An 18656-nucleotide genomic window follows, 5' to 3' on the forward strand; every position below is an offset into this window, starting at 1 on the left:
GCTGGCCCCGGCTCCACGCCGCGGTCTTTTTCCGGCGTCGCCGGCGCTCACACCAGCAACATCAGATGCTCGCGCTCCCACGAACTGATGACCCGGCTGTAGGTGGCGAACTCCAGCTCTTTGACCTCGCAGAAGGCGCGCACGAACAGTTCGCCGAGGATGTCGCTGAGCGGCCCGCACTGGCGCATGCGCGAGATCGCGTCCTCCAGGTTGCGCGGCAGTTCGTCGTGCACGTGTTCGGCGCTGTCGGCGGTCGGCGCCGACGGCGTCAGGTCCTCGATCATGCCGAGGTAGCCGCAGGCCAGCGTGGCCGCCATCGCCAGGTAGGGGTTGACGTCGACGCCCGGCACGCGGTTTTCGACGCGGCGGTTGGCCGGCGTCGAATTCGGGATGCGCAGGCCGCAGGTGCGGTTGTCGTAGCCCCAGCGCACGTTGGTCGGCGCCGACATGAAGCGCGACAGGCGGCGGTAGGAGTTGACGTGCGGCGCCAGCAGCAGGGTCGCCGCCGGCAGGTATTTTTCCAGCCCGGCCAGGTAGTTGAAGAACAACGGGCTGGCGCTGCCGTCGCGGCGGCTGAAGATGTTCTCGCCGCTGCCGCTGTCGAGCAGGCTCTGGTGGATGTGCATCGCGCTGCCCGGCTCGGCCTCCATCGGTTTCGCCATGAAGGTGGCGAAGATGCCGTGCCGCAGCGCCGTCTCGCGCACCGCGCGCTTGAACAGGAACACGCGGTCGGCCAGTTCCAGCGCGTCGCCGTGGCTGAAGTTGATTTCCATCTGGCCGGCGCCGGCCTCGTGGATCAGGGTTTCGACGCCGAGCTGGTGCAGCTTGCAAAACGTCGTCAGTTCGAGGAAAAATGGGTCGAAGTCGTTGACCGCGTCGATCGAGTACGACTGCCGGCCCGACTCCGGTTTGCCGCTGCGCCCCAGCGGCGGCGACAGCGGCTCGTGCGGATTGCTGTTGCGCGCCACCAGGTAGAACTCCATTTCGGGCGCCACCACCGGCTGCCAGCCGCGTTCGGCGTACAGCTTCAGGACCCGCCGCAGCACCGCCCGCGGCGACAGGCCGACCGGATTGCCCTCGAAATCCTGGCAGTCGTGGATCACCAGCGCGACCGACTCCGCCGCCCAAGGCACCACCCGGATGGTGGCCAGGTCGGGCACGCAGATCATGTCGGGGTCGGTGGCGCCGACGTAGGGCAGATTGTTCGGCTGCTCGCCGTTGACGGTGTTGAGCAAGACGCTCTTGGGCAGGCGCATCTCGCCCTCGCTGAGGAACAAGTCCTTCGGCAGGATCTTGCCGCGGGCGATGCCGGTCATGTCGGCGATCACGCACTCGACCTCGTGGATGTTGTGCTCGCGCAGGAACTCGCGCATGGCCTGGGTCATCTCGTCTCTCCTTAAAAGCGCTCGAGGTAGCGCGCGGTTTCCCAGGCGCTGACCTGCTGGCTGTATTCGATCCACTCGGCGCTTTTCAGCGCCACGTATTCGTCGACGAAGGCCTGGCCCAGCGCGGCCGCCAGCACCGCGTCGCGGCGCAGTGCCTCGCCCGCGACGCCGAGGTTCTGCGGCAGCATCGCCAGCCCCAGTTCGGCGCGCTCGGCGTCCGTCATTTCGTACACGTCGCGGTTCACCGGCCGGCCCGGGTCGAGCGCGCGCTCGACGCCGTCCAGCCCGGCCGCGATCACGCCGGCCAACGCCAGGTAGGGGTTGGCGGCGCTGTCCGGCAGGCGCCACTCGATGCGCTTGTAGACCACCCGCGCCACCGTGGTGCGGTTGTTGTCGCCGTAGCCGATGAAGGCCGGCGCCCAGCTGGTGCCGGACAGCGACTGGCCGCACATCAGGCGCTTGTACGAATTGACGGTGGGCGCGCACAGGGCGGCCAGCGCCGGCGCGTGGTGCAGCAGGCCCGCCATGAAATGGTAGGCGGTCTGCGACAATCCCAGCTTATTCGCGTCGCTGTCGCTGGCGAACACCGGCCGGCCCGCCTGGTCCGCCAGCGACAGGTGGAAATGCAGGCCGCTGCCGGGGCGGTCGGCGAAGGGCTTGGGCATCATCGAGAAGAGCATGCCCTCCTCCTCGGCGATGTGGTGCGCCGCCATCTTGAAGAGCATGAAATTGTCGGCCGCCTTGAGCGCGTCGGCGTAGTGGTAGTTGAGCTCGAACTGGCCGCTGGCGTCCTCGTGGTCGATCTGGAACACCTGCAGGCCGCAGGCGTCCAGCGAGGCGGTCAGTTTTTCCAGGAAGCCGCGCCGGCGCAGCAGGCTCTTGCTGTCGTAGGACGGCTTTTCCAGCTTGTCGCCGGGTTCGGCGTCGGCGCCGCCGGCGCCCTTTTGCAGTAGGAAGAATTCCGGTTCCAGGCCGGCGTTCAGGGTCCAGCCGCGCTCGGCCAGCCGCGCCACCTGCTTGCGCAGGATCTGCCGCGGGCACACCTCGAACGGCGCGCCGGCGACGTGGCCGTCCAGCGCCACCCGCGCGTAACCGGGCAGCCACGGCATCGCTTGCAGCGTGGCCAGGTCGGCGCGGCCGTAATATTCGGAGCGCACGCCGGTGCGCGGCAGACCCGTGCCCCAGATCGACGGCCCGGAAAAGCCGGCGCCCGGGTGGACGATGTCGGCCAGGTGCGCCAGCGGGATCAGCTTGCCCTTGGCGGCGCCGTGGATGTCGGTGAATTGGGCGAAGACGAATTTGACGCCGCTGGCGGCGAGGCTGGCCTGGTACTGGGCTATTTCTGATTCCGCTGTGCTCATGGTCTCGTCTTTTAAAAGCGGGGCGCTGGATGCATTAAAACCTGGGGTCAGCCCTGATGGCGTTAAGTGAGCGCGATTGTCGCAAGTCGGGTTAGCCACGCCGTGTAACGGGGATGGGCTAACCCGACCCACGACACGCTAACTTAACGCTAACCGATCTGTATCCAGGTGGTTTTCAGCTCGGTGTATTTGTCGAAGGCGTGCAGCGACTTGTCGCGGCCGTTGCCGGACTGCTTGTAGCCGCCGAACGGTACGGTGATGTCGTCGCCGTCGTACTGGTTGACGTGCACGGTGCCGGCGCGCAGCGCCCGCGCGGTCTGGATCGCCTTGCTGATGTTGGCGGTCCATACCGCCGCCTGCAAGCCGAACGGGCTGGCGTTGGCCTGCTTGACGGCGTCGTTGATGTCGCTGAAGCTGAGCACCGACAGCACCGGTCCGAAGATCTCTTCGCGGGCGATGCTCATGCCGCTGTCGACCTTGTCGAACAGCGTCGGCTGCACGTAGTAGCCGCCGCTGTCGCCGCGCACCTGTTCGCCGCCCGACAGCAGGGCGGCGCCGGCCGCCTTGCCGGCGTCGATGTAGCCCATCACCGTTTTCAGCTGCGTCGCGTCGACGATGGCGCCCATCACGGTGGCCTCGTCGAGCGGGTCGCCCGGCTGGAAGCTCGGCATCATCGCCAACGCCTTCTCCAGGAAGCGCTCCTTGATCGACTCTTCCACGAACAGCCGCGACGGCGCGTTGCAGCTCTCGCCCTGGTTGAAGTAGATCGAGCCGATGGCCGCCTGCACGGCGGCGTCGAGGTCGGGGCAGTCGGCGCAGACGATGTTGGCCGATTTGCCGCCCAACTCGGTCCAGGCGCGCTTCAGGTTCGACTGGCCGGCCATCTGCATGATCAGCTTGCCGGTGCGGGTCGAGCCGGTGAAGCCGATGCAGTCGATGTCCATGTGCAGCGCCAGCGCCGAACCGGCCTCGTGGCCGTAGCCCGGCACGACGTTGAAGACGCCCGGCGGCAGGCCCGCCTCCAGGCCGATTTCGGCCAGCCGCAGCGCCGTCAGCGGCGACTTCTCGGACGGTTTCAGGATCACGCTGTTGCCGGCGGCGAGCGCCGGCGCGATCTTCCACGCCGCCATGATCATCGGATAGTTCCACGGCACGATGGCGGCCACCACGCCGACCGGTTCGCGGGTGATCAGGGCCAGGCTGTTGGCGGCGGTCGGCGCGATTTCATCGTAGATCTTGTCGATCGCCTCGCCGTACCAGCGCAGGCAGTTGGCGGTGGCGCCGACGTCGACGCTCTGGCTGTACTTGATCGGCTTGCCCATGTCCAGGGTTTCCAATAGCGCCAGCTCGGCCCCGTATTGCTGCACCAGGTCGGCGAACTTGATCAGTACGCGCTTGCGCTGGGCCGGCGACTTGCCGGCCCAGCGGCGGTCGTCGAAGGCGGCGCGCGCCGCCGCCACGGCGGCGTCGACGTCGGCACTGTCGCAGCGCGCCACCGGCCCCAGGTTGCGCCCGTCGACCGGCGACAGGTCGTCGAAGCGCTGTTCCGATTTGGCCCACACGCGCTGGCCGTCGATGAAGGCGCGGCCGTCGATTTGCAGGGCGCTGGCGCGCTCATGCCACAGTGTTGTTGTCATGCTGACTCCCCAATAAAATCAAAAACTCACCACGGTCGAGACGCCCACCACGTGGTTGTCGCGGCGGTACTGCTCGTCCGAGGTCTTGAACACGTTGCTGCTGGAACGGTCGTAGCGGTATTCGCCCTTCAGGCTCACGCCCGGCATCAGCGCGTAGTTCAGGCCCAGCGACAGCGCGTAGCGGTTGCTGCCCTCGCTCGGGTCGGCCAGCACCCAGCCGGTGCCGTCGAACACCATGCCGGAGCCGAAGCCGTTGCGCCCGTCCGGGCAGTTGGCCTCGTCGTCGGGGCCGCCGTTGAGGATGCGGCACATGCCGTTGACGCTGTCGCCGGAACCGTAGGTCGAGCCGAACAGGCCGCCGCCGTTGCGCTTGTTGTTAATGTAGTCGAAACGGGCGATGGTTTCCAGCCGCGGCGTGACCTTGAACGAGGCCAGCGTCGACAGGCCCCACCATTTTTGCTTGTCGGCGCTATAGCCGTTCGACGCGGTCGCGCCCTGGCGGCCGTACGACAACTGGCCCTGCACATTCCAGTCGCCGCGGGTGAAGTAACCGTCCACTTCCAGCAGGTCGAGGCGGCCGAACTGGGCCTTGTCGTCGAAGCCGGAATGGATGCCGGCGAAGCCGAAGCCGTTGTATTCGCCCTTGGCGTAGTCGACCCGGTAGAACAGCCCCGGCGCCTGTTGCTTGGCGGTGTTGACGCGGGCCAGGTTCAGATTCCCCAGCATGATCTTCGACAGCCACTTTCCGCGCGACAGTTCGACACCGGCGCCGGTGTAGAAGTTCGCCGCCGAGAAGTCGAACAGCAGGTTGTGCGTGATCAGCTTGTTCTGCGTCGACGGGATGTACTCGTAGCCGGCCCAGTCCGGGATTTGCCCGGCGATCAGGCGCGTGCTCAGGTCGCCCAGCGGAATCGACACCGACGCTTCGTGCACCAGGTTGCCGAAGTTGTAGCCGGCGCCGGCGCTCTTGCTCGGCATCAGCGTCATCTTGAACTTGGTGCCGCCCTCGAGTTCCTTCTCGACGTTCAGCATGCCGCTGCCGAAGAAGGTGTTGTCGTAGCTGAAGGCCTCGCCGGAGCCGTTGATGCTGCTGTTATTGTTGAGGAAAACGAAGCTCGACGTGCGCGCGTTGCGGTTGTAGATATAGGTCGGGTCGACGTAGCCGGAAATTTTCAAGCCCTTCAAGCCGCTGGCCTCGGTGGCGTCCTCGATCGCCTCGGTCTTGATGCGGATGCGGTTGAACTCGGCCACGTCGACCGACTCGCCGCCGGCGTTGCCGGCCTTGGCCGCCGCTGTCGCCTGCACCGCCTCGGTGCTGGCGGCGGCCGCCACCGTGTTGGCCTGCTGCGCCTGGGCGCCGACCTTTTCGATCATCGCCTCGAGCTTCTTGACGTGGGTTTTCAACGCCTCCAGTTCGGCCTTCAGTTCCTTGGTGCTTTGCGCCATGGCCACGGCCGGGTAGGCGATGGCGACGGCGACCACGATTTTCTTCAGCAAGTGCATGGTGACTCCCTCTTATTTTCGTTGTTGTAGACGACTACTCGGTATCCGCCTTGAAGGCGGCGGAAATCTGCTTCTGGCGCAGCCGCTCGGCGCGCGCCAGCATCAAACTGGACACGATGACGGCGATCGTCACCACCAAAATGGTCAGCGCGGCGACCGCGTTCACGCGCGGGTCCAGCCCCAGCCGGGCGCGCGAGAAAATCACGATCGGCATGGTCGACGAACCCGGCCCGGACAGGAAGGCCGACAGCACCACGTCGTCGAGCGACAGGGTGAACGTCAGCAGCCAGGCCGAGGCCAGCGCCTGCGTGATATTCGGCAGCGTCACCAGGAAAAACACCTGGTGCGGGCGGCAGCCCAGGTCCATCGCCGCCTCTTCCAGCGACTTGTTCATCTCCTGCAGGCGCGACTGCACCACCACGGCGGCGTAGGCCATGCCCAGCAGGGTGTGGCCGATCCAGATGGTGAACATGCCGCGCTCGGGAAAGCCGAACATCTTCTGCACCGACACCAGCATCAGCAGCAGCGACAGGCCGATGATCACCTCCGGCATCACCAGCGGCGCGCTGACCATGCCGGAGAACAGGGTGCGGCCGCGGAAGCGCTGGTAGCGGTTCAGCGCGAACGCGGCGAAGGTGCCCAGCACCACCGACGAGGTGGCCGCCAGCAGCGCGATCTTCAGCGACAGCGCGAAGCCGGCGATGATCTGGGTGTCGCTCATCAACTCGCTGTACCAGCGCGTCGAAAAGCCGCTCCAGACCATGTCCTGGCGCGAGCTGTTGAAGGAAAACACGATCAGCACGACGATCGGCAGGTACAGGAACAGGTAGCCGAGCGAGAGCCAGCCGCGGCCGAACCAGCGCTGGAGGAAAGTGGAACCGTTCATGCGCGCGCCTCTTGGTCTGCCTGGTACTTGTTGAAAATCGCCATCGGCACCAGGATCAGCAGGATCACCACCACCGTCACCGACGACGCCATCGGCCAGTCGTTATTGGTAAAGAACTCGTCCCACAGCACCTTGCCGATCATCAGCGTCTCGGGGCCGCCGAGCAGCTCGGGGATGACGTACTCGCCGACGGCCGGAATGAACACCAGCATGGCGCCGGCGATGATGCCGGACTTCGACAGCGGCACCGTGATGCGCCAGAAGGTTTGCAGCGGCGTCGCGCCGAGGTCGGCGGCCGCTTCCAGGAAGCGCACGTCCATCTTCACCAGGTTGGCGTACAGCGGCAGGATCATGAACGGCAGGTAGGCGTAAACCATGCCGATCAGCAGCGAGAACGGGGTGTTCATCATGTGCAGCGGCTGGGCGATCAGGCCGAGCGACAGCAGCAGCTCGTTGACGATGCCGTGGTTGGCCAGGATGCCCTTCCACGCGTAGATGCGCAGCAGGAACGAGGTCCAGAACGGCAGCATCACCAGCATCATCAGCACCGGCCGCACGGTCGGCTTGGAACGCGCCATGAAGTAGGCGAACGGGTAGCCGATGAACAGGCACAGCGCGGTGGTGATGGCGGCGTACTTGAGCGAACTCAGATAGGTCAGCACATACAGGTCGTCCTCGGCGATGAAGAAGTAGTTCGACAGCTTGACCTTGACGACGACGACGCCCTCGACGAAGGCGAGCAGGCTGCCGAAGGGGTTGCCGGCGCCGTCGACCTCGGCAAAGCTCAGGCGCAGCACGATCAGGAACGGCACCAGGAAGGCGCCGGCCAGCCACAGGAAGGGCACGCCGATGACGAAGTTGCGGCCGGTGGCCCAGCGCAGCGTCAACAGGGCGCGCAGCGATTGCAGGAGTTTGTCCATGGCGGCCTCAGCGGGTCAGCACGACGATGTCGGCGCCGTCCCACCAGACGTACACGCGTTGCTCGCGCTCCAGCCGGGTGCTCTGGTGGCGGGCGGCGTTGGTGCGCGTGACCTTCAACTCCATGCCGCCGTCCAGGCGCACGCGGTAGTGGGTCTCGTTGCCGAAATAGGCGATCGCCGCAATGACGCCCTGGGCGCTGTTGTAGTCGTGCTCGGCGACCGAGGCGCGCTGCTGCGGCGACGGCGGCTCGACCTGCAGGCCGATCTTCTCCGGCCGCACCGCCACCGACACCGCCATGCCCATGGTGCCGGTGATGCCGTGGTTGACGTAGTGCGCCACCTCCTGCGTGGCGATCACCACGTGGTCCGGCTCGTCGACCGTGATGCGGCCCTCGAACATGTTGACGCTGCCGATGAAGTCGGCCACGAAGCGGCAGTTCGGCGTCTCGTAAATCTCGCCCGGCGCGCCCACCTGCAGGATGCGGCCCTCGCTCATGACGGCGATGCGGGTGGCCATGCTCATCGCCTCGTCCTGGTCGTGGGTGACCATGACGCAGGTCACGCCGACCTGTTCGATGATGTTGACCAGCTCGATCTGGGTGCGCTCGCGCAGCTTCTTGTCGAGCGCGCCGAGCGGCTCGTCGAGCAGCAGCAACTGCGGCCGCTTGGCCAGGCTGCGCGCCAGCGCCACGCGCTGCTGCTGGCCGCCGGACAGCTGGTGCGGCTTGCGCTTGCCGTAGCTCGACAGCTGCACCTGCGCCAGCATCTTCTCGACCCGGCTGGCCACCTCGTCCGCCGGCAAGCCGTCGCGGCGCAGGCCGAAGGCGACGTTGTCCCACACCGTCAGGTGCGGGAACAGCGCGTAGGACTGGAACATCATATTGATCGGGCGCTGGTACGGCGGCACGTTGCCGATGTCCTGGCCGGCCAGCGTGATCGAGCCGGCGGTCGGCGTTTCGAAGCCGGCCAGCATGCGCAGCAGCGTCGACTTGCCGCAGCCGGAGCTGCCCAGCAGCGCGAAGATTTCGCCCTTGTTGATGCCGACGGAGATATCGTCGACGGCGCGCACGCCGTCGAATTCCTTCACCAGGTTGCGGATAAGCAGGAAGGGCGGACTGGCATCGCTGGTCGATGCGGCGGGTGGTGCAAGCGTCATGATGGGAGCAGTAAAAAAATAGTCGGATGGTCGGTGAAACGGGCATGCAGCGGCCACTCCCGGCCGCGCTGGGCGGGCGGGAGGGCCAACGGCATGCTTACAGTCCGGTCTTGAACTTGGTGTAGACGCGCGTCATCGTGCGGCGGATGTCGGCGTTGAGCGGCTCCGGCACGATCATCTTCTTCTTGTCCTCGTCGCTGAGGAAAATGGTCTTGTTCTCGGCCAGGTCCTTCTTGACGAACTTGATCGCGGCGGCGTTCGGGTTGGTGTAGAAGACCTTGTTGGTCAGGCTGGCGTGCACTTCCGGGCGCATGATGTAGTTGATCCACAGGTGCGCGTTGTTCGGGTGCGGCGCGTCGACCGGGATCGCCATCGTGTCGAAGATCAGCGCGGCGCCGGTCTTCGGAATCAGCGCCTGGATGGTGTTGCCGTTCTTGGCGTCGAGGGCGCGCTGGCGCGCGATGTTGATGTCGCCCGACCAGCCCAGCGACATGCAGACGGCGCCGTTGGCCAGGTCGTTGATGTAGCCCGATGAGCTGAACAGCGTGACGTAGGGGCGCACGCTTTGCAGCAGGCGGCCGGCTTCCTGGTAGTCGGAGCTGACCTTCGAGTAGGCCGGCTTGCCGAGGTAGAGCAGCGCCGGCGGCAGCACTTCGGACGGCGAGTCGAGCACCGAGACGCCGCAGGACTTCAGCTTGGAGATGTATTTGGGGTCGAAGAACAGGTCCCAGGCGTTGTCCGGCATCGGCATGCTTCCCAGCGCGGCCTTGACCTTGTCGACGTTGATGCCCAGCGTGGTGTAGCCCCACAACCACGTCACCAGGTGCTTGTTGCCCGGGTCCAGCTTGGCGATTTGGCCCTGCAGGGCCGGGTCCATATTGGCCAGGTTGGGCAGCTTGCCCTTGTCGAGTTCGCGCAGCAGGCCGCCGTCGATTTGCAGGCGCGCCCAGTGCGCGGTCGGCACCACGATGTCGTAGCCGGTCTTGCCGGCGACCAGCTTGGCGTGCAGCACTTCATTGCTGTCGAACACGTCGTAGCGCACCTTGATGCCGGTTTCCTTCTCGAAATTCTTGATCGTGTCTTCGGCGATATAGTCCGACCAGTTATAAATATTCAGAACCTTTTCTTCCTGGGCCATGGCGGGGGAGGCGAACGCCGCCGCGACGGCCGCCGCGGCCAACGCCCTGGTGACGCCGCATGCGATGCGTTTCTTCAACTGTAAAGCCGGATTTGCAACCATTTTTTTTGTCCCCTATCGAATCAGAGTGGTTTGACTACCTGTATTCATCACGCTTTTTATACGGTTTTATACGGCCCCGCCGCACGCCCGTCAAGCAGGCCTTGGCTTTTCTACATCTTTGTCTCGCAAAGCGTCTCGTCGGTCGGATGCGGGGGCCGCCGAGGCAAGCGTCATCCGACGCCGCGTCGCTGCCGACGCCAGTCGGGTTTGCCACGTCGCGTAACAGCGGAGGGCCAACCCGACCTGCAAAACCCGGCATCCCAACTTTATCACTTAGCAATATTTATTCCACCCAGCCGCGCCCCTTGACGTCGGCGTGGGTCGCGTCCAGGCAGGTACGGATCAGCGCCACCATTTCGTCGATCTGGCCGCGCGTCATCACCAGCGGCGGCGCGATGATCATGCGATCGCCGACGGCGCGCATGATCATGCCGTTGCCGAACATGTAGCCGCGGCAGATCATACCGACGCCCAACCCCGGGTCGAACAGCTCGCAGTCGTGCACCACCGCGGCCTTTTTGCGCACCAGGTTGAGGCCGGCGACGAAGCCGCAACTATCGGCGTAGCCGACCAGCGGATGGTCGGCCAGTTCGGCGAAGCGCTGCTTCAAGTACGGACCGGTGTCCTCGTCGACCTTGCGCACCAAGCCTTCCTCTTCCAGGATGCGGATGTTTTCCAGCGCCGCGGCGCAGGCGACCGGGTGGCCGGAGTAGGTGAAGCCGTGGTTGAAATCGCCGCCCTTCTCGATCAGCACGTCGGCCACGCGGTCGCCCACCAGCACGCCGCCGAGCGGAATGTAGCCGGAGGTGACTCCCTTGGCGAAGGTGATCAGGTCGGGCTTGATGCCGAACAGCTCGGAGGCGAACCATTTGCCGAGGCGGCCGAAACCGCAGATGACCTCGTCGGCGATCAGCAGGATGCCGTACTTGTCGCAGATGCGCTGTATTTCGGGCCAATAGGTGGCCGGCGGAATCACCACGCCGCCGGCGCCCTGGATCGGCTCGCCGATGAAGGCCGCCACCTTGTCGGCGCCGACTTCCAGGATCTTCGCCTCCAACCACGACGCCGCCTCGATGCCGAACGCGTCCGGGCTCATGCCGCGGCCGCCCTCGACATAGTTGGGCTGGCCGACGTAGTCGATGTTGGGGATCGGCAAGCCGCCCTGGGCGTGCATGCCGTCCATGCCGCTCAGCGAGGCGCCGCCCATGGTGCTGCCGTGGTAGGCGTTCTTGCGGCTCAGGACGATGTGGCGCTCCTTGTAGCCGAGCAGGTCCCAATAGCGCCGCACCATGCGCAGGTTGGTGTCGTTGGCCTCGGAACCGGAGCCGGTGAAGAACACGTGGTTGAACTGCGGCGGCGAAATCTCGACCAGCTTGGTTGCCAGTTGCACCGCCGGCAGGTTGGTGGTGTTGAAGAAGCTGTTATAGAACGGCAGCGTCTCCATCTGCCGGTACACCGCCTCGGAGATGCTGGTGCGGCCGTAGCCGACGTTGACGCACCACAGGCCGGACATGCCGTCCAGCACCCGCTTGCCCTGCGAGTCCCAGACATAGATGCCCTCGCCGCGCACCATCACGCGGGCGCCCTTGGCGTTCAAATCCTGGAAGTCGGTGAACGGGTGCATGTAGTGGGCCGAGTCCAGCTTCTGGATCGCCGCGGTGTCGTACAGTTGCGGTTGCGCGGCGGCCTGCTTGACCGACGCGACCAATGCGGCGCTGGGCGCCAATGGGTTTGAAGACATGGGTATTCCTTAGTTATGAGAGAGCAGTCACGCGACTGGACGCTTATACGTGCAATAAAAGGTGCTCGCGTTCCCACGGACTGATGACGGTCATGAACTCCTGGTGCTCCAGGTCCTTGATCGCCGCGTACACGTCGATGAAACGCTCGCCCAGCACGGCGCGCAGCTTGTCCTCGGCGCGCAGCGCGTGCAGCGCTTCCGGCAGGCCCTGCGGCAGTTCGAATTTCAGGTCGTAGGCGCTGCCCACCGTCATCGGGGTCGGCTCCAGTTGCTCCACCATGCCGAGGTAGCCGCAGGCCAGCGTCACGGCCAGCGCCAGGTAGGGGTTGGCGTCGGCGCCGATGATGCGGTTTTCGACGCGGCGGTCCTGCACGCCCGACTCCGGCACGCGGAAGCCGACGGTGCGGTTGTCCAGGCCCCACTGGATGTTGATCGGCGCGGCGGTGTGGCGGACGATGCGCCGGTACGAATTCACGTACGGCGCGACGATCGCCATCGCCGACGGCATATAGCGCTGCAGGCCGCCGATGTAGTGCTTGAAGATGGCGGCGGCGGAGCCGTCGGCGTTGCTGAAGATGTTCAAGCCGGTCTTGGCGTCGACCACGCTCTGGTGCACGTGCATCGCCGAACCCGGCTCGCCGGCCATCGGCTTGGCCATGAAGGTGGCGTACATATCGTGCTTCAGCGCCGCTTCGCGCAGCGTGCGCTTAAAGAAGAAGACCTTGTCGGCCAGGCCCAGCGGGTCGCCGTGCAGGAAGTTGATTTCCATCTGGCCGGCGCCGATTTCATGAATCAGCGTGTCGACGTCCAGGTTCATCAGCTCGCAATAGTCGTAGATGTCCTCGAACAGCGGATCGAACTCGTTGACGGCGTCGATGCTGTAGACCTGGCGGCTGGTTTCGGCGCGGCCGCTGCGGCCGATCGGCGGTTTCAGCGGCAGGTCGGGGTCGATGTTCTTGGCCGTCAGGTAAAACTCCAGCTCGGGCGCGACGACCGGCTTCCAGCCCTTGTCGGCGTACAGCTTCAAGACCCGCCGCAGCACCGAGCGCGGCGCGAAGTCGACCAGCGCGCCGTCGGCGAAATAGCAGTCGTGGATGACCTGGGCGGTCGGGTCGGTTGCCCACGGCACCATGGTGATGGTGGTCGGGTCGGCCTTCAGGATCATGTCGCGGTCGGTGGCGGAGATGGCGCGGTCGTAGGCGGCGTCGTCGGTCGGGTAGTTGCCGGTCACGGTCATGCCGAGCACCGCTTCCGGGATGCGCATGCCGCGCTCCTGGGTGAATTTACCGCGCGGCAGAATTTTCCCGCGGGCGACCCCGGTCAGATCGGGCACCAGGCATTCAATTTCAGTGACCCGTTTTTCGTTCAGCCACAGGTCCATGTCGGTATAGGTAAAGTTCTCGCGAATTGCCATGTATTTCTCTCATTTGTCTAGATCAAACGCGGGGCCGAAGGGCCGCACGCGCGCTGGGCGGCTTGCTGGCGAGGATAGCTAAGGAACACGCCGCGCCCACTGCTCGTAGGTTGTCATACGCCTCCCTGTTTTTTGTTTTGATAATTCCGGCACGCTTGGCCGAACGCGAGAAATAACTTCATGGAATCGGGGTTGTCGGCGATGCGCCACTCAGGATGCCACTGCACCGCCAGCGTGAAGCCGGGCGCGGCTGCCACCGAGTATGCCTCGACCAGCCCGTCGTCGGCGCGCGCCTCGACCACCAGGCCGGGCGCCAGCCGGGCGATGCCCTGGCCGTGCAGCGAGTTGACCATCAGTTCGGCGGCGCCGCCGAGTATCCGCGCCATGCGCCCGTGCGCTTCCAGCGCCACGCGGTGGGCCGGGCCGTACTGCTGATCCAGGCTCAGGCCCGCGCTTTCGCGGTGGTCTTGCATGCCGCCGACTTCCTGCACCGCCTGGTGCAGGCTGCCGCCGAGCGCCACGTTGACCTCCTGGAAGCCGCGGCAGACGGCGATCAACGGAATGCCCAGCTTGAGCGCGGCGCGGATCAACGGCAGGGTGGTGGCGTCGCGCGCGGCGTCCTGCGGCAGGCTGGCGTCGTAGACGTCCTCGCCGTAATGGCTGGGGTGCAGGTTCGACGGCGAGCCGGTCAACATAATGCCGTCGGCCGTCGCCAGCACCGCCGCCAGGTCGGCCGCCTCGCCCAGCGCCGGCAGCACCAGCGGCATGCACTGGGCGCCGACCACGACGGCCTGCAGATATTTGTCCTGGGCGGTGTGGTAGGCGTGCGCACCGATCTGGTTGACGCAGGCGGGGACGATGACGATGGGGCGGCGCATGGTGGTTGTTTTGTCCGTATTGTTGTTTATTGACACATTGAAGCCATCATTGGGGAAGCGATCCCCCTCAAATGATCATCCAGCTAGAGCCACTATTCAAACTTCACCGTACCCAGCTAAATTATCATTTTTTGCTGAATCAGTGAAAGTAATTTCATCATATGCGTTATTTGGTATTATTACGAGTGCCACTTGTTTAAAATCAATGGAACCACTTTAAGCCCATGTCCCCCGCCGCCGACCTGCTGTCAGCCACCCTGGCCCAGCCCGAATTCCACCCGCGCCTGCCGCAGCAGCGCCGCCTGTACGAGGCGGCGAAGACCGCGATCCACCAGAATATGCTGGGGGCCGGCACCCGCCTGCCGTCCAGCCGCGACCTGGCGCGCGACCTCGGCATCGCCCGCAACACCGTCATCGCCGCGTTCGAGCAACTGGCGGCGGAAGGCTACGTCACCACCGCGCTGGGCAGCGGTACCTACGTCGCCGACCTGCAGGAACTCAGCGCCAGCATGCACCGCGGCGCCGGCGCCAGCGCCCTGAGCGAGGCGGCCTTCGCGGCGCGCGCGGCGGCGCCGCTGTCGCGCCGCGGCGAGGAAATCACCGCCTTCGCCGCCGGCGCGCGCTTTGAAATCCAGCCGTTCGCGCCGGGCGACGCCGATTTTTCCTCGTTCCCGTTCAAGCTCTGGCAGCGCCTGCAAAACCGGGTCTGGCGCGAAGCGCGCGCCGACCTGCTCGACTACGGCCAGTCGGGCGGCTACCTGCCGCTGCGCCAGGCCATCACCGAATACCTGCGCATCTCGCGCTCGGTGAAGGTGTCGGTGGAGCAGGTGATGATCACCGCCGGCACCCAGCAGTCGCTCGACCTGTGCGCGCAACTGCTGGCCGACGTCGGCGGCACCGCCTGGGTCGAGGACCCGTGCTACTGGGGCGCGCGGCGCGTGTTCCAGGCGCGCGACCTGCTGCTGCACCCGATCACGGTGGACGCCAACGGCATGGCGCTCGACGAGAGCGACCTGGCCACCGAGCCGCGGCTGATCTACGTGACGCCGTCGCACCAGTACCCGACCGGCGCGGTGATGAGCCTGGCGCGCCGGCGCGAACTGCTCGACGTGGCGGTGCGCAAGAACGCCTGGATACTCGAAGACGATTACGACAGCGAGTTCCGCTACACCGGCCGGCCGCTGGCGGCGCTGCAGGGCCTCGACACCGACAACCGGGTGGTCTACATGGGCACCTTCTCGAAGGTGCTATACCCCGGCATCAAGGTCGGCTACCTGGTGGTGCCGCCGGCGCTGATCGCGCCGTTCAAGAGCGCGCTGTACGACCTGCAGCGGCCCGGCCAGCTGATGGTGCAGGCGGCGCTGGCCGACTTCATCGCGCTGGGCCACTTCACCACCCACGTGCGCAAGATCCGGCAAATCTACGGCGCCCGCCGCGAGATGCTGCGGCGCACGCTGGTGGCGCAACTGGGGCCGCAGCTGAGCCAAAGCGTCACCATCTCCAGCGAGGAGTCGGGGCTGCACCTAGTGGTCGAACTGCCGGACTGGGCCGACGACGTCGCCCTGAGCGCGCTGGCGGCCGAATCGGGCATCCTGGTGAAGGCGCTGTCGACCTACTACCTGGCGCCGCCGGTGCGGCGCGGCCTGCTGGTCGGCTACGCCTACGTCACGCCGGAGAAAATCACCTACTACGGCAAGCTGCTGGCGGCGGTGATACAGTCCGGGGTGCGGCGTTGAAAAACCTGCCGTGGAAGGACTTTTTCGCGCTGGTCGTCAGCATCGGCGTGGTCGGGCTGGGGCTGGGCGCGACCATGCCGCTGACGGCGCTCACGCTGGACCGGCGCGGCGTCGGCACCGACGTGATCGGCATGATCACCGCCGTCAGCGCCGTCGGCATCCTGGCGGCGTCGCCGTTCGTCTCCAGCTGGGTGGCGCGCTTCGGGGCGCGCGCGACGATGGTCGGCGCGGTCTGGGCCGGCGCGCTGGCGACGGCGCTGATGCAAACCACCGACAACCTGCTCGCCTGGGCGCTGCTGCGGCTGGTCTTCGGCGCCGCCATGGGCGTGCTGTTTACCATCGGCGAAGCCTGGGTCAACCGTCTGGCGCCGGACAATTCGCGCGGCCGCGTGGTGGCCATGTACACCACCAGCTTCACGCTGTTCCAGCTGGTCGGACCGGCGCTGGTGGCGGCGTTCAACGACAAAATCGCCTGGAGCTTCGCCGCCTGCGGCGCGCTGTTCCTGTTCGCCCTGCCCGGACTGGCGCTGATCTCCAATAGCGGCCCGGCGCGGGCGGGAGGCGAGGAGGACGCCGGGCGCGTGCGCTGGCAGTTGCTGCTGCCGCGCATGCCGATGATCGTCGTCGGCGCGGCCTTCTTCGCGCTGTTCGACACGCTGGCGCTGAGCCTGCTGCCGCTGTACGCGATCCGCCACGGCATGGGCGCCGAGCTGGCGCTGCTGTCGGCCAGCGTCATCCTGGTCGGCGACACCGCGCTGCAATTCGCCTTCGGCTGGCTGGCCGACCGCTTCGGCCGCGCCCGCGTGCACAGCGCCTGCGGCGTGATGGTCTGCCTGCTGCTGCCGCTGCTGCCGTTCGCGGTCGGCACGCCGTGGCTGTGGTGGACCCTGCTGCTGCTGCTGGGCGCGTTCGCCGGCGCCATCTACATGCTCTCGCTGGTGGCCTGCGGCGAGCGCTTCAGCGGCCACTCGCTGACGTCGGCGAGCGCCATCGTCAACGCCACCTGGGGCCTCTCCAGCGGCGGCGGCCCGCTGCTGACGGGCGTGCTGATGCAGTCGGCCGGCATCAACGCCCTGCCCGCCGTGATGTGGGCGGGCGCCGCCGTCTTCGTCGCCAGCGCGCTGTGGGAGCGCGGGAAAAACTTCAGCGGCGACCTTGCCCAAGCCGGCAAATGAGGCCGTGGCTACGCGCCGTTATCGCCTTCGACCTTGGCCACCGAGGTCTGCAGCCGAATGGCGGCGCGCACGCCCTTGACGTCGTACGTTTGCCGCTGCGCGTCCCCGGCCTCGCCGGGCTTGCGCATCCACAGCTGCGCGTACAACTTCCCTTCGGCGGAATAGCCGCCAAACCAGTCGACCAAGCGACCGAGATAGCACTGCCGCCCCACCCAGACCGGCACGTCCGCCGCGATTTCATAGGTGTAGTGCGCGGGGCCGTAACTGGAATACGCGGCGCGCTCGTCGTCGCCGGCGGCGTCGGGGACCGGGCACAACGGTTTTTCCCCATTACCGACGTCGTTTGCCCGCTCCTTTCCCACCAGGCCGAGCGCCCGCGTCAACGCCGCGTGCAAGGCATCGTCCAGCGCCGTCGTCGTGCCTTTTTCTGCGTTTCGCTGGATCTTTGGCACGGCGAGTTGATAGCGGTAGTGAACCGCGAGTTTCGGCACCTTGCCGACGACCGTCAAAGGCCGCAGCAAATAGACGTTGTCTACGCCGTAATAGCCGACCTGATACGCCGCGTAGACGCGCCCGCGCAGGCGAATCCAGTGGCCCGACTGGTTCGCGCCGCGGCCGTTGGTCGAGAACAGATAGCCTGGCCCTTCGGCGGCGTCCACATCGTCTTCGCCGCCCCGGTGGACGCCGGTGAATTTGCCGCCGTCGCGGCGCAGGGCGCTGGTGTAGGAAAACAAACCGGTGCCGCCGACGTAGGAGTCGAGCACCAGGTCGCGCCGGCCGTCGCCGTCGAGGTCGACCAGCGTATAGCCCGCCGAGCCGTTCTCGCCACCGCCGTCGATTTTGGAGTCCAGCAAGGCCCGCCATTCGTCCTGCGTCACGCCGGCCGGCCGAATCCTGGGAAACTGCCTGCCGGCGTCCTGCTCCTTGTCGTTCGCCACATTCGAGAACGAGGTCGTTCCCGTCTTGATCCGCATGCGCCTCAAGACTTTTTCAAGCGCGAACTCGGGATCGGATTGGCGCATCGCGTCGACGGCCTGACGCAGCTCCGCCAATGCCAGCCGGTCCTCGCTGTCGGGCTGGTAGGCGACGGCGGCGCGCAGCGGCGCGCTCGTCGCGTCAATCCGTTCTTGATACCGCTGCGTAATGCAGCTCGTATCCGCGCCGCAGCGGTCACGGGCTTTCAACCAGCTCAACTGCGCCTGCCGCAGCGCCTCGCGCTGTAATGGTTGCGCACGGCCTAGTTTGCCGTACAGCAGGGACAGGCGGCTATCCAGGCGCTGCAGCTCCTCGTCAACGCAGATGGCGCTCTCGGTAGCGGTTTTGGCCAGGGCGCAATCCAGTCCCGCCGAGAGCGCCTGCGCAGTGGGGAGAAACGCCGCGACGAATACGACGCAAGGCAGGTGTTGTCGAATACTGAGCGCCACTGTGAGTTCCTTTGTTATATTGAGCGATTGTCAGGTGGTGGATGACTTCCGCAGATTTTTCCGCTCCCCTTTCGACTGGAATTTTACCGAATTGGACGCGCGCGCGACCGATGTTTTGAAAGGTGGCCTTACACGATGAAAATGAAATCGCTTCAATCCGCTCTGTTCGCCTGCGCCCTGCTTGCCTGCGGCTTGGCGCC

At 66.0% G+C, this 18656-nt stretch carries 14 protein-coding genes; 2 read left to right on the forward strand and 12 right to left on the reverse strand.

Features of this window, described 5'->3' with window-relative positions; translation table 11 throughout:
• Positions 1-47 precede the first annotated feature (47 nt).
• From JANGC3_RS0125765 to JANGC3_RS0125815, 11 genes are all read right to left on the reverse strand, one after another.
• Entirely contained in the window at positions 48-1385 is a 1338-nt protein-coding gene (locus tag JANGC3_RS0125765) for a glutamine synthetase family protein (protein ID WP_017879379.1), read from the reverse strand.
• Between the two features lie 11 nt (positions 1386-1396).
• Positions 1397-2746 (reverse strand): type III glutamate--ammonia ligase, encoded by a 1350-nt coding sequence (gene glnT, locus JANGC3_RS0125770; protein ID WP_017879380.1) that lies wholly within the window; start codon positions 2744-2746, stop codon positions 1397-1399.
• A 149-nt stretch (positions 2747-2895) separates the two neighbouring features.
• A complete protein-coding gene (locus JANGC3_RS0125775) occupies positions 2896-4383 on the reverse strand; it encodes an aldehyde dehydrogenase (protein WP_017879381.1) in 1488 nt (495 codons plus the stop codon).
• Positions 4384-4401: 18 nt separating this feature from the next.
• Positions 4402-5886, reverse strand: a complete 1485-nt coding sequence (locus tag JANGC3_RS0125780) for a DUF3138 family protein (protein ID WP_017879382.1) — start codon at positions 5884-5886, stop codon at positions 4402-4404.
• A 34-nt stretch (positions 5887-5920) separates the two neighbouring features.
• Positions 5921-6772: an ABC transporter permease gene (locus JANGC3_RS0125785; RefSeq protein WP_017879383.1), complete on the reverse strand. Its 852-nt coding sequence runs from the start codon at positions 6770-6772 to the stop codon at positions 5921-5923.
• Complete coding sequence (locus JANGC3_RS0125790; protein ID WP_017879384.1) at positions 6769-7692, reverse strand: ABC transporter permease subunit; 924 nt, start codon at positions 7690-7692, stop codon at positions 6769-6771. The genes JANGC3_RS0125785 and JANGC3_RS0125790 overlap by 4 nt, the downstream gene beginning before the upstream one ends.
• A gap of 7 nt (positions 7693-7699) precedes the next feature.
• A complete protein-coding gene (locus JANGC3_RS0125795; RefSeq protein ID WP_017879385.1) occupies positions 7700-8848 on the reverse strand; it encodes an ABC transporter ATP-binding protein in 1149 nt (382 codons plus the stop codon).
• A gap of 97 nt (positions 8849-8945) precedes the next feature.
• Positions 8946-10088, reverse strand: a complete 1143-nt coding sequence (locus JANGC3_RS0125800; RefSeq protein WP_051068420.1) for a polyamine ABC transporter substrate-binding protein — start codon at positions 10086-10088, stop codon at positions 8946-8948.
• A gap of 283 nt (positions 10089-10371) precedes the next feature.
• Complete coding sequence (locus tag JANGC3_RS0125805; protein ID WP_026133536.1) at positions 10372-11829, reverse strand: aspartate aminotransferase family protein; 1458 nt, start codon at positions 11827-11829, stop codon at positions 10372-10374.
• Between the two features lie 43 nt (positions 11830-11872).
• Positions 11873-13243 carry a glutamine synthetase family protein gene (locus JANGC3_RS0125810; RefSeq protein ID WP_017879388.1) on the reverse strand — a complete coding sequence of 457 codons (1371 nt, stop codon included), beginning with the start codon at positions 13241-13243 and terminating at the stop codon, positions 11873-11875.
• A 113-nt stretch (positions 13244-13356) separates the two neighbouring features.
• Positions 13357-14121, reverse strand: a complete 765-nt coding sequence (locus JANGC3_RS0125815) for a gamma-glutamyl-gamma-aminobutyrate hydrolase family protein (protein ID WP_026133537.1) — start codon at positions 14119-14121, stop codon at positions 13357-13359.
• Between the two features lie 224 nt (positions 14122-14345).
• On the opposite strand from JANGC3_RS0125815, the gene pdxR reads away from it, so the two are divergent.
• Positions 14346-15857: a MocR-like pyridoxine biosynthesis transcription factor PdxR gene (gene pdxR, locus JANGC3_RS0125820; protein ID WP_017879390.1), complete on the forward strand. Its 1512-nt coding sequence runs from the start codon at positions 14346-14348 to the stop codon at positions 15855-15857.
• Positions 15854-17032 carry an MFS transporter gene (locus tag JANGC3_RS0125825; protein WP_017879391.1) on the forward strand — a complete coding sequence of 393 codons (1179 nt, stop codon included), beginning with the start codon at positions 15854-15856 and terminating at the stop codon, positions 17030-17032. Before pdxR ends, JANGC3_RS0125825 begins: the two co-directional genes overlap by 4 nt.
• Positions 17033-17040: 8 nt before the next feature.
• On the opposite strand, the gene JANGC3_RS0125830 is transcribed toward JANGC3_RS0125825, so the two are convergent.
• A complete protein-coding gene (locus JANGC3_RS0125830) occupies positions 17041-18456 on the reverse strand; it encodes a lysozyme inhibitor LprI family protein (RefSeq protein WP_232429818.1) in 1416 nt (471 codons plus the stop codon).
• Positions 18457-18656 lie beyond the last annotated feature (200 nt).

It is taken from the genome of Janthinobacterium sp. CG3 (assembly GCF_000344615.1).
Taxonomy (GTDB): domain Bacteria; phylum Pseudomonadota; class Gammaproteobacteria; order Burkholderiales; family Burkholderiaceae_D; genus Janthinobacterium.

What these genes read in the sequence shown, in the direction of transcription:
- JANGC3_RS0125765 (WP_017879379.1), bottom strand. Translation starts at nt 1,385, where the DNA reads ATGACCCAGGCCATGCGCGAGTTCCTGCGCGAGCACAACATCCACGAG.
- glnT (WP_017879380.1), bottom strand. Translation starts at nt 2,746, where the DNA reads ATGAGCACAGCGGAATCAGAAATAGCCCAGTACCAGGCCAGCCTCGCC.
- JANGC3_RS0125775 (WP_017879381.1), bottom strand. Translation starts at nt 4,383, where the DNA reads ATGACAACAACACTGTGGCATGAGCGCGCCAGCGCCCTGCAAATCGAC.
- JANGC3_RS0125780 (WP_017879382.1), bottom strand. Translation starts at nt 5,886, where the DNA reads ATGCACTTGCTGAAGAAAATCGTGGTCGCCGTCGCCATCGCCTACCCG.
- JANGC3_RS0125785 (WP_017879383.1), bottom strand. Translation starts at nt 6,772, where the DNA reads ATGAACGGTTCCACTTTCCTCCAGCGCTGGTTCGGCCGCGGCTGGCTC.
- JANGC3_RS0125790 (WP_017879384.1), bottom strand. Translation starts at nt 7,692, where the DNA reads ATGGACAAACTCCTGCAATCGCTGCGCGCCCTGTTGACGCTGCGCTGG.
- JANGC3_RS0125795 (WP_017879385.1), bottom strand. Translation starts at nt 8,848, where the DNA reads ATGACGCTTGCACCACCCGCCGCATCGACCAGCGATGCCAGTCCGCCC.
- JANGC3_RS0125800 (WP_051068420.1), bottom strand. Translation starts at nt 10,088, where the DNA reads ATGGTTGCAAATCCGGCTTTACAGTTGAAGAAACGCATCGCATGCGGC.
- JANGC3_RS0125805 (WP_026133536.1), bottom strand. Translation starts at nt 11,829, where the DNA reads ATGTCTTCAAACCCATTGGCGCCCAGCGCCGCATTGGTCGCGTCGGTC.
- JANGC3_RS0125810 (WP_017879388.1), bottom strand. Translation starts at nt 13,243, where the DNA reads ATGGCAATTCGCGAGAACTTTACCTATACCGACATGGACCTGTGGCTG.
- JANGC3_RS0125815 (WP_026133537.1), bottom strand. Translation starts at nt 14,121, where the DNA reads ATGCGCCGCCCCATCGTCATCGTCCCCGCCTGCGTCAACCAGATCGGT.
- pdxR (WP_017879390.1), top strand. Translation starts at nt 14,346, where the DNA reads ATGTCCCCCGCCGCCGACCTGCTGTCAGCCACCCTGGCCCAGCCCGAA.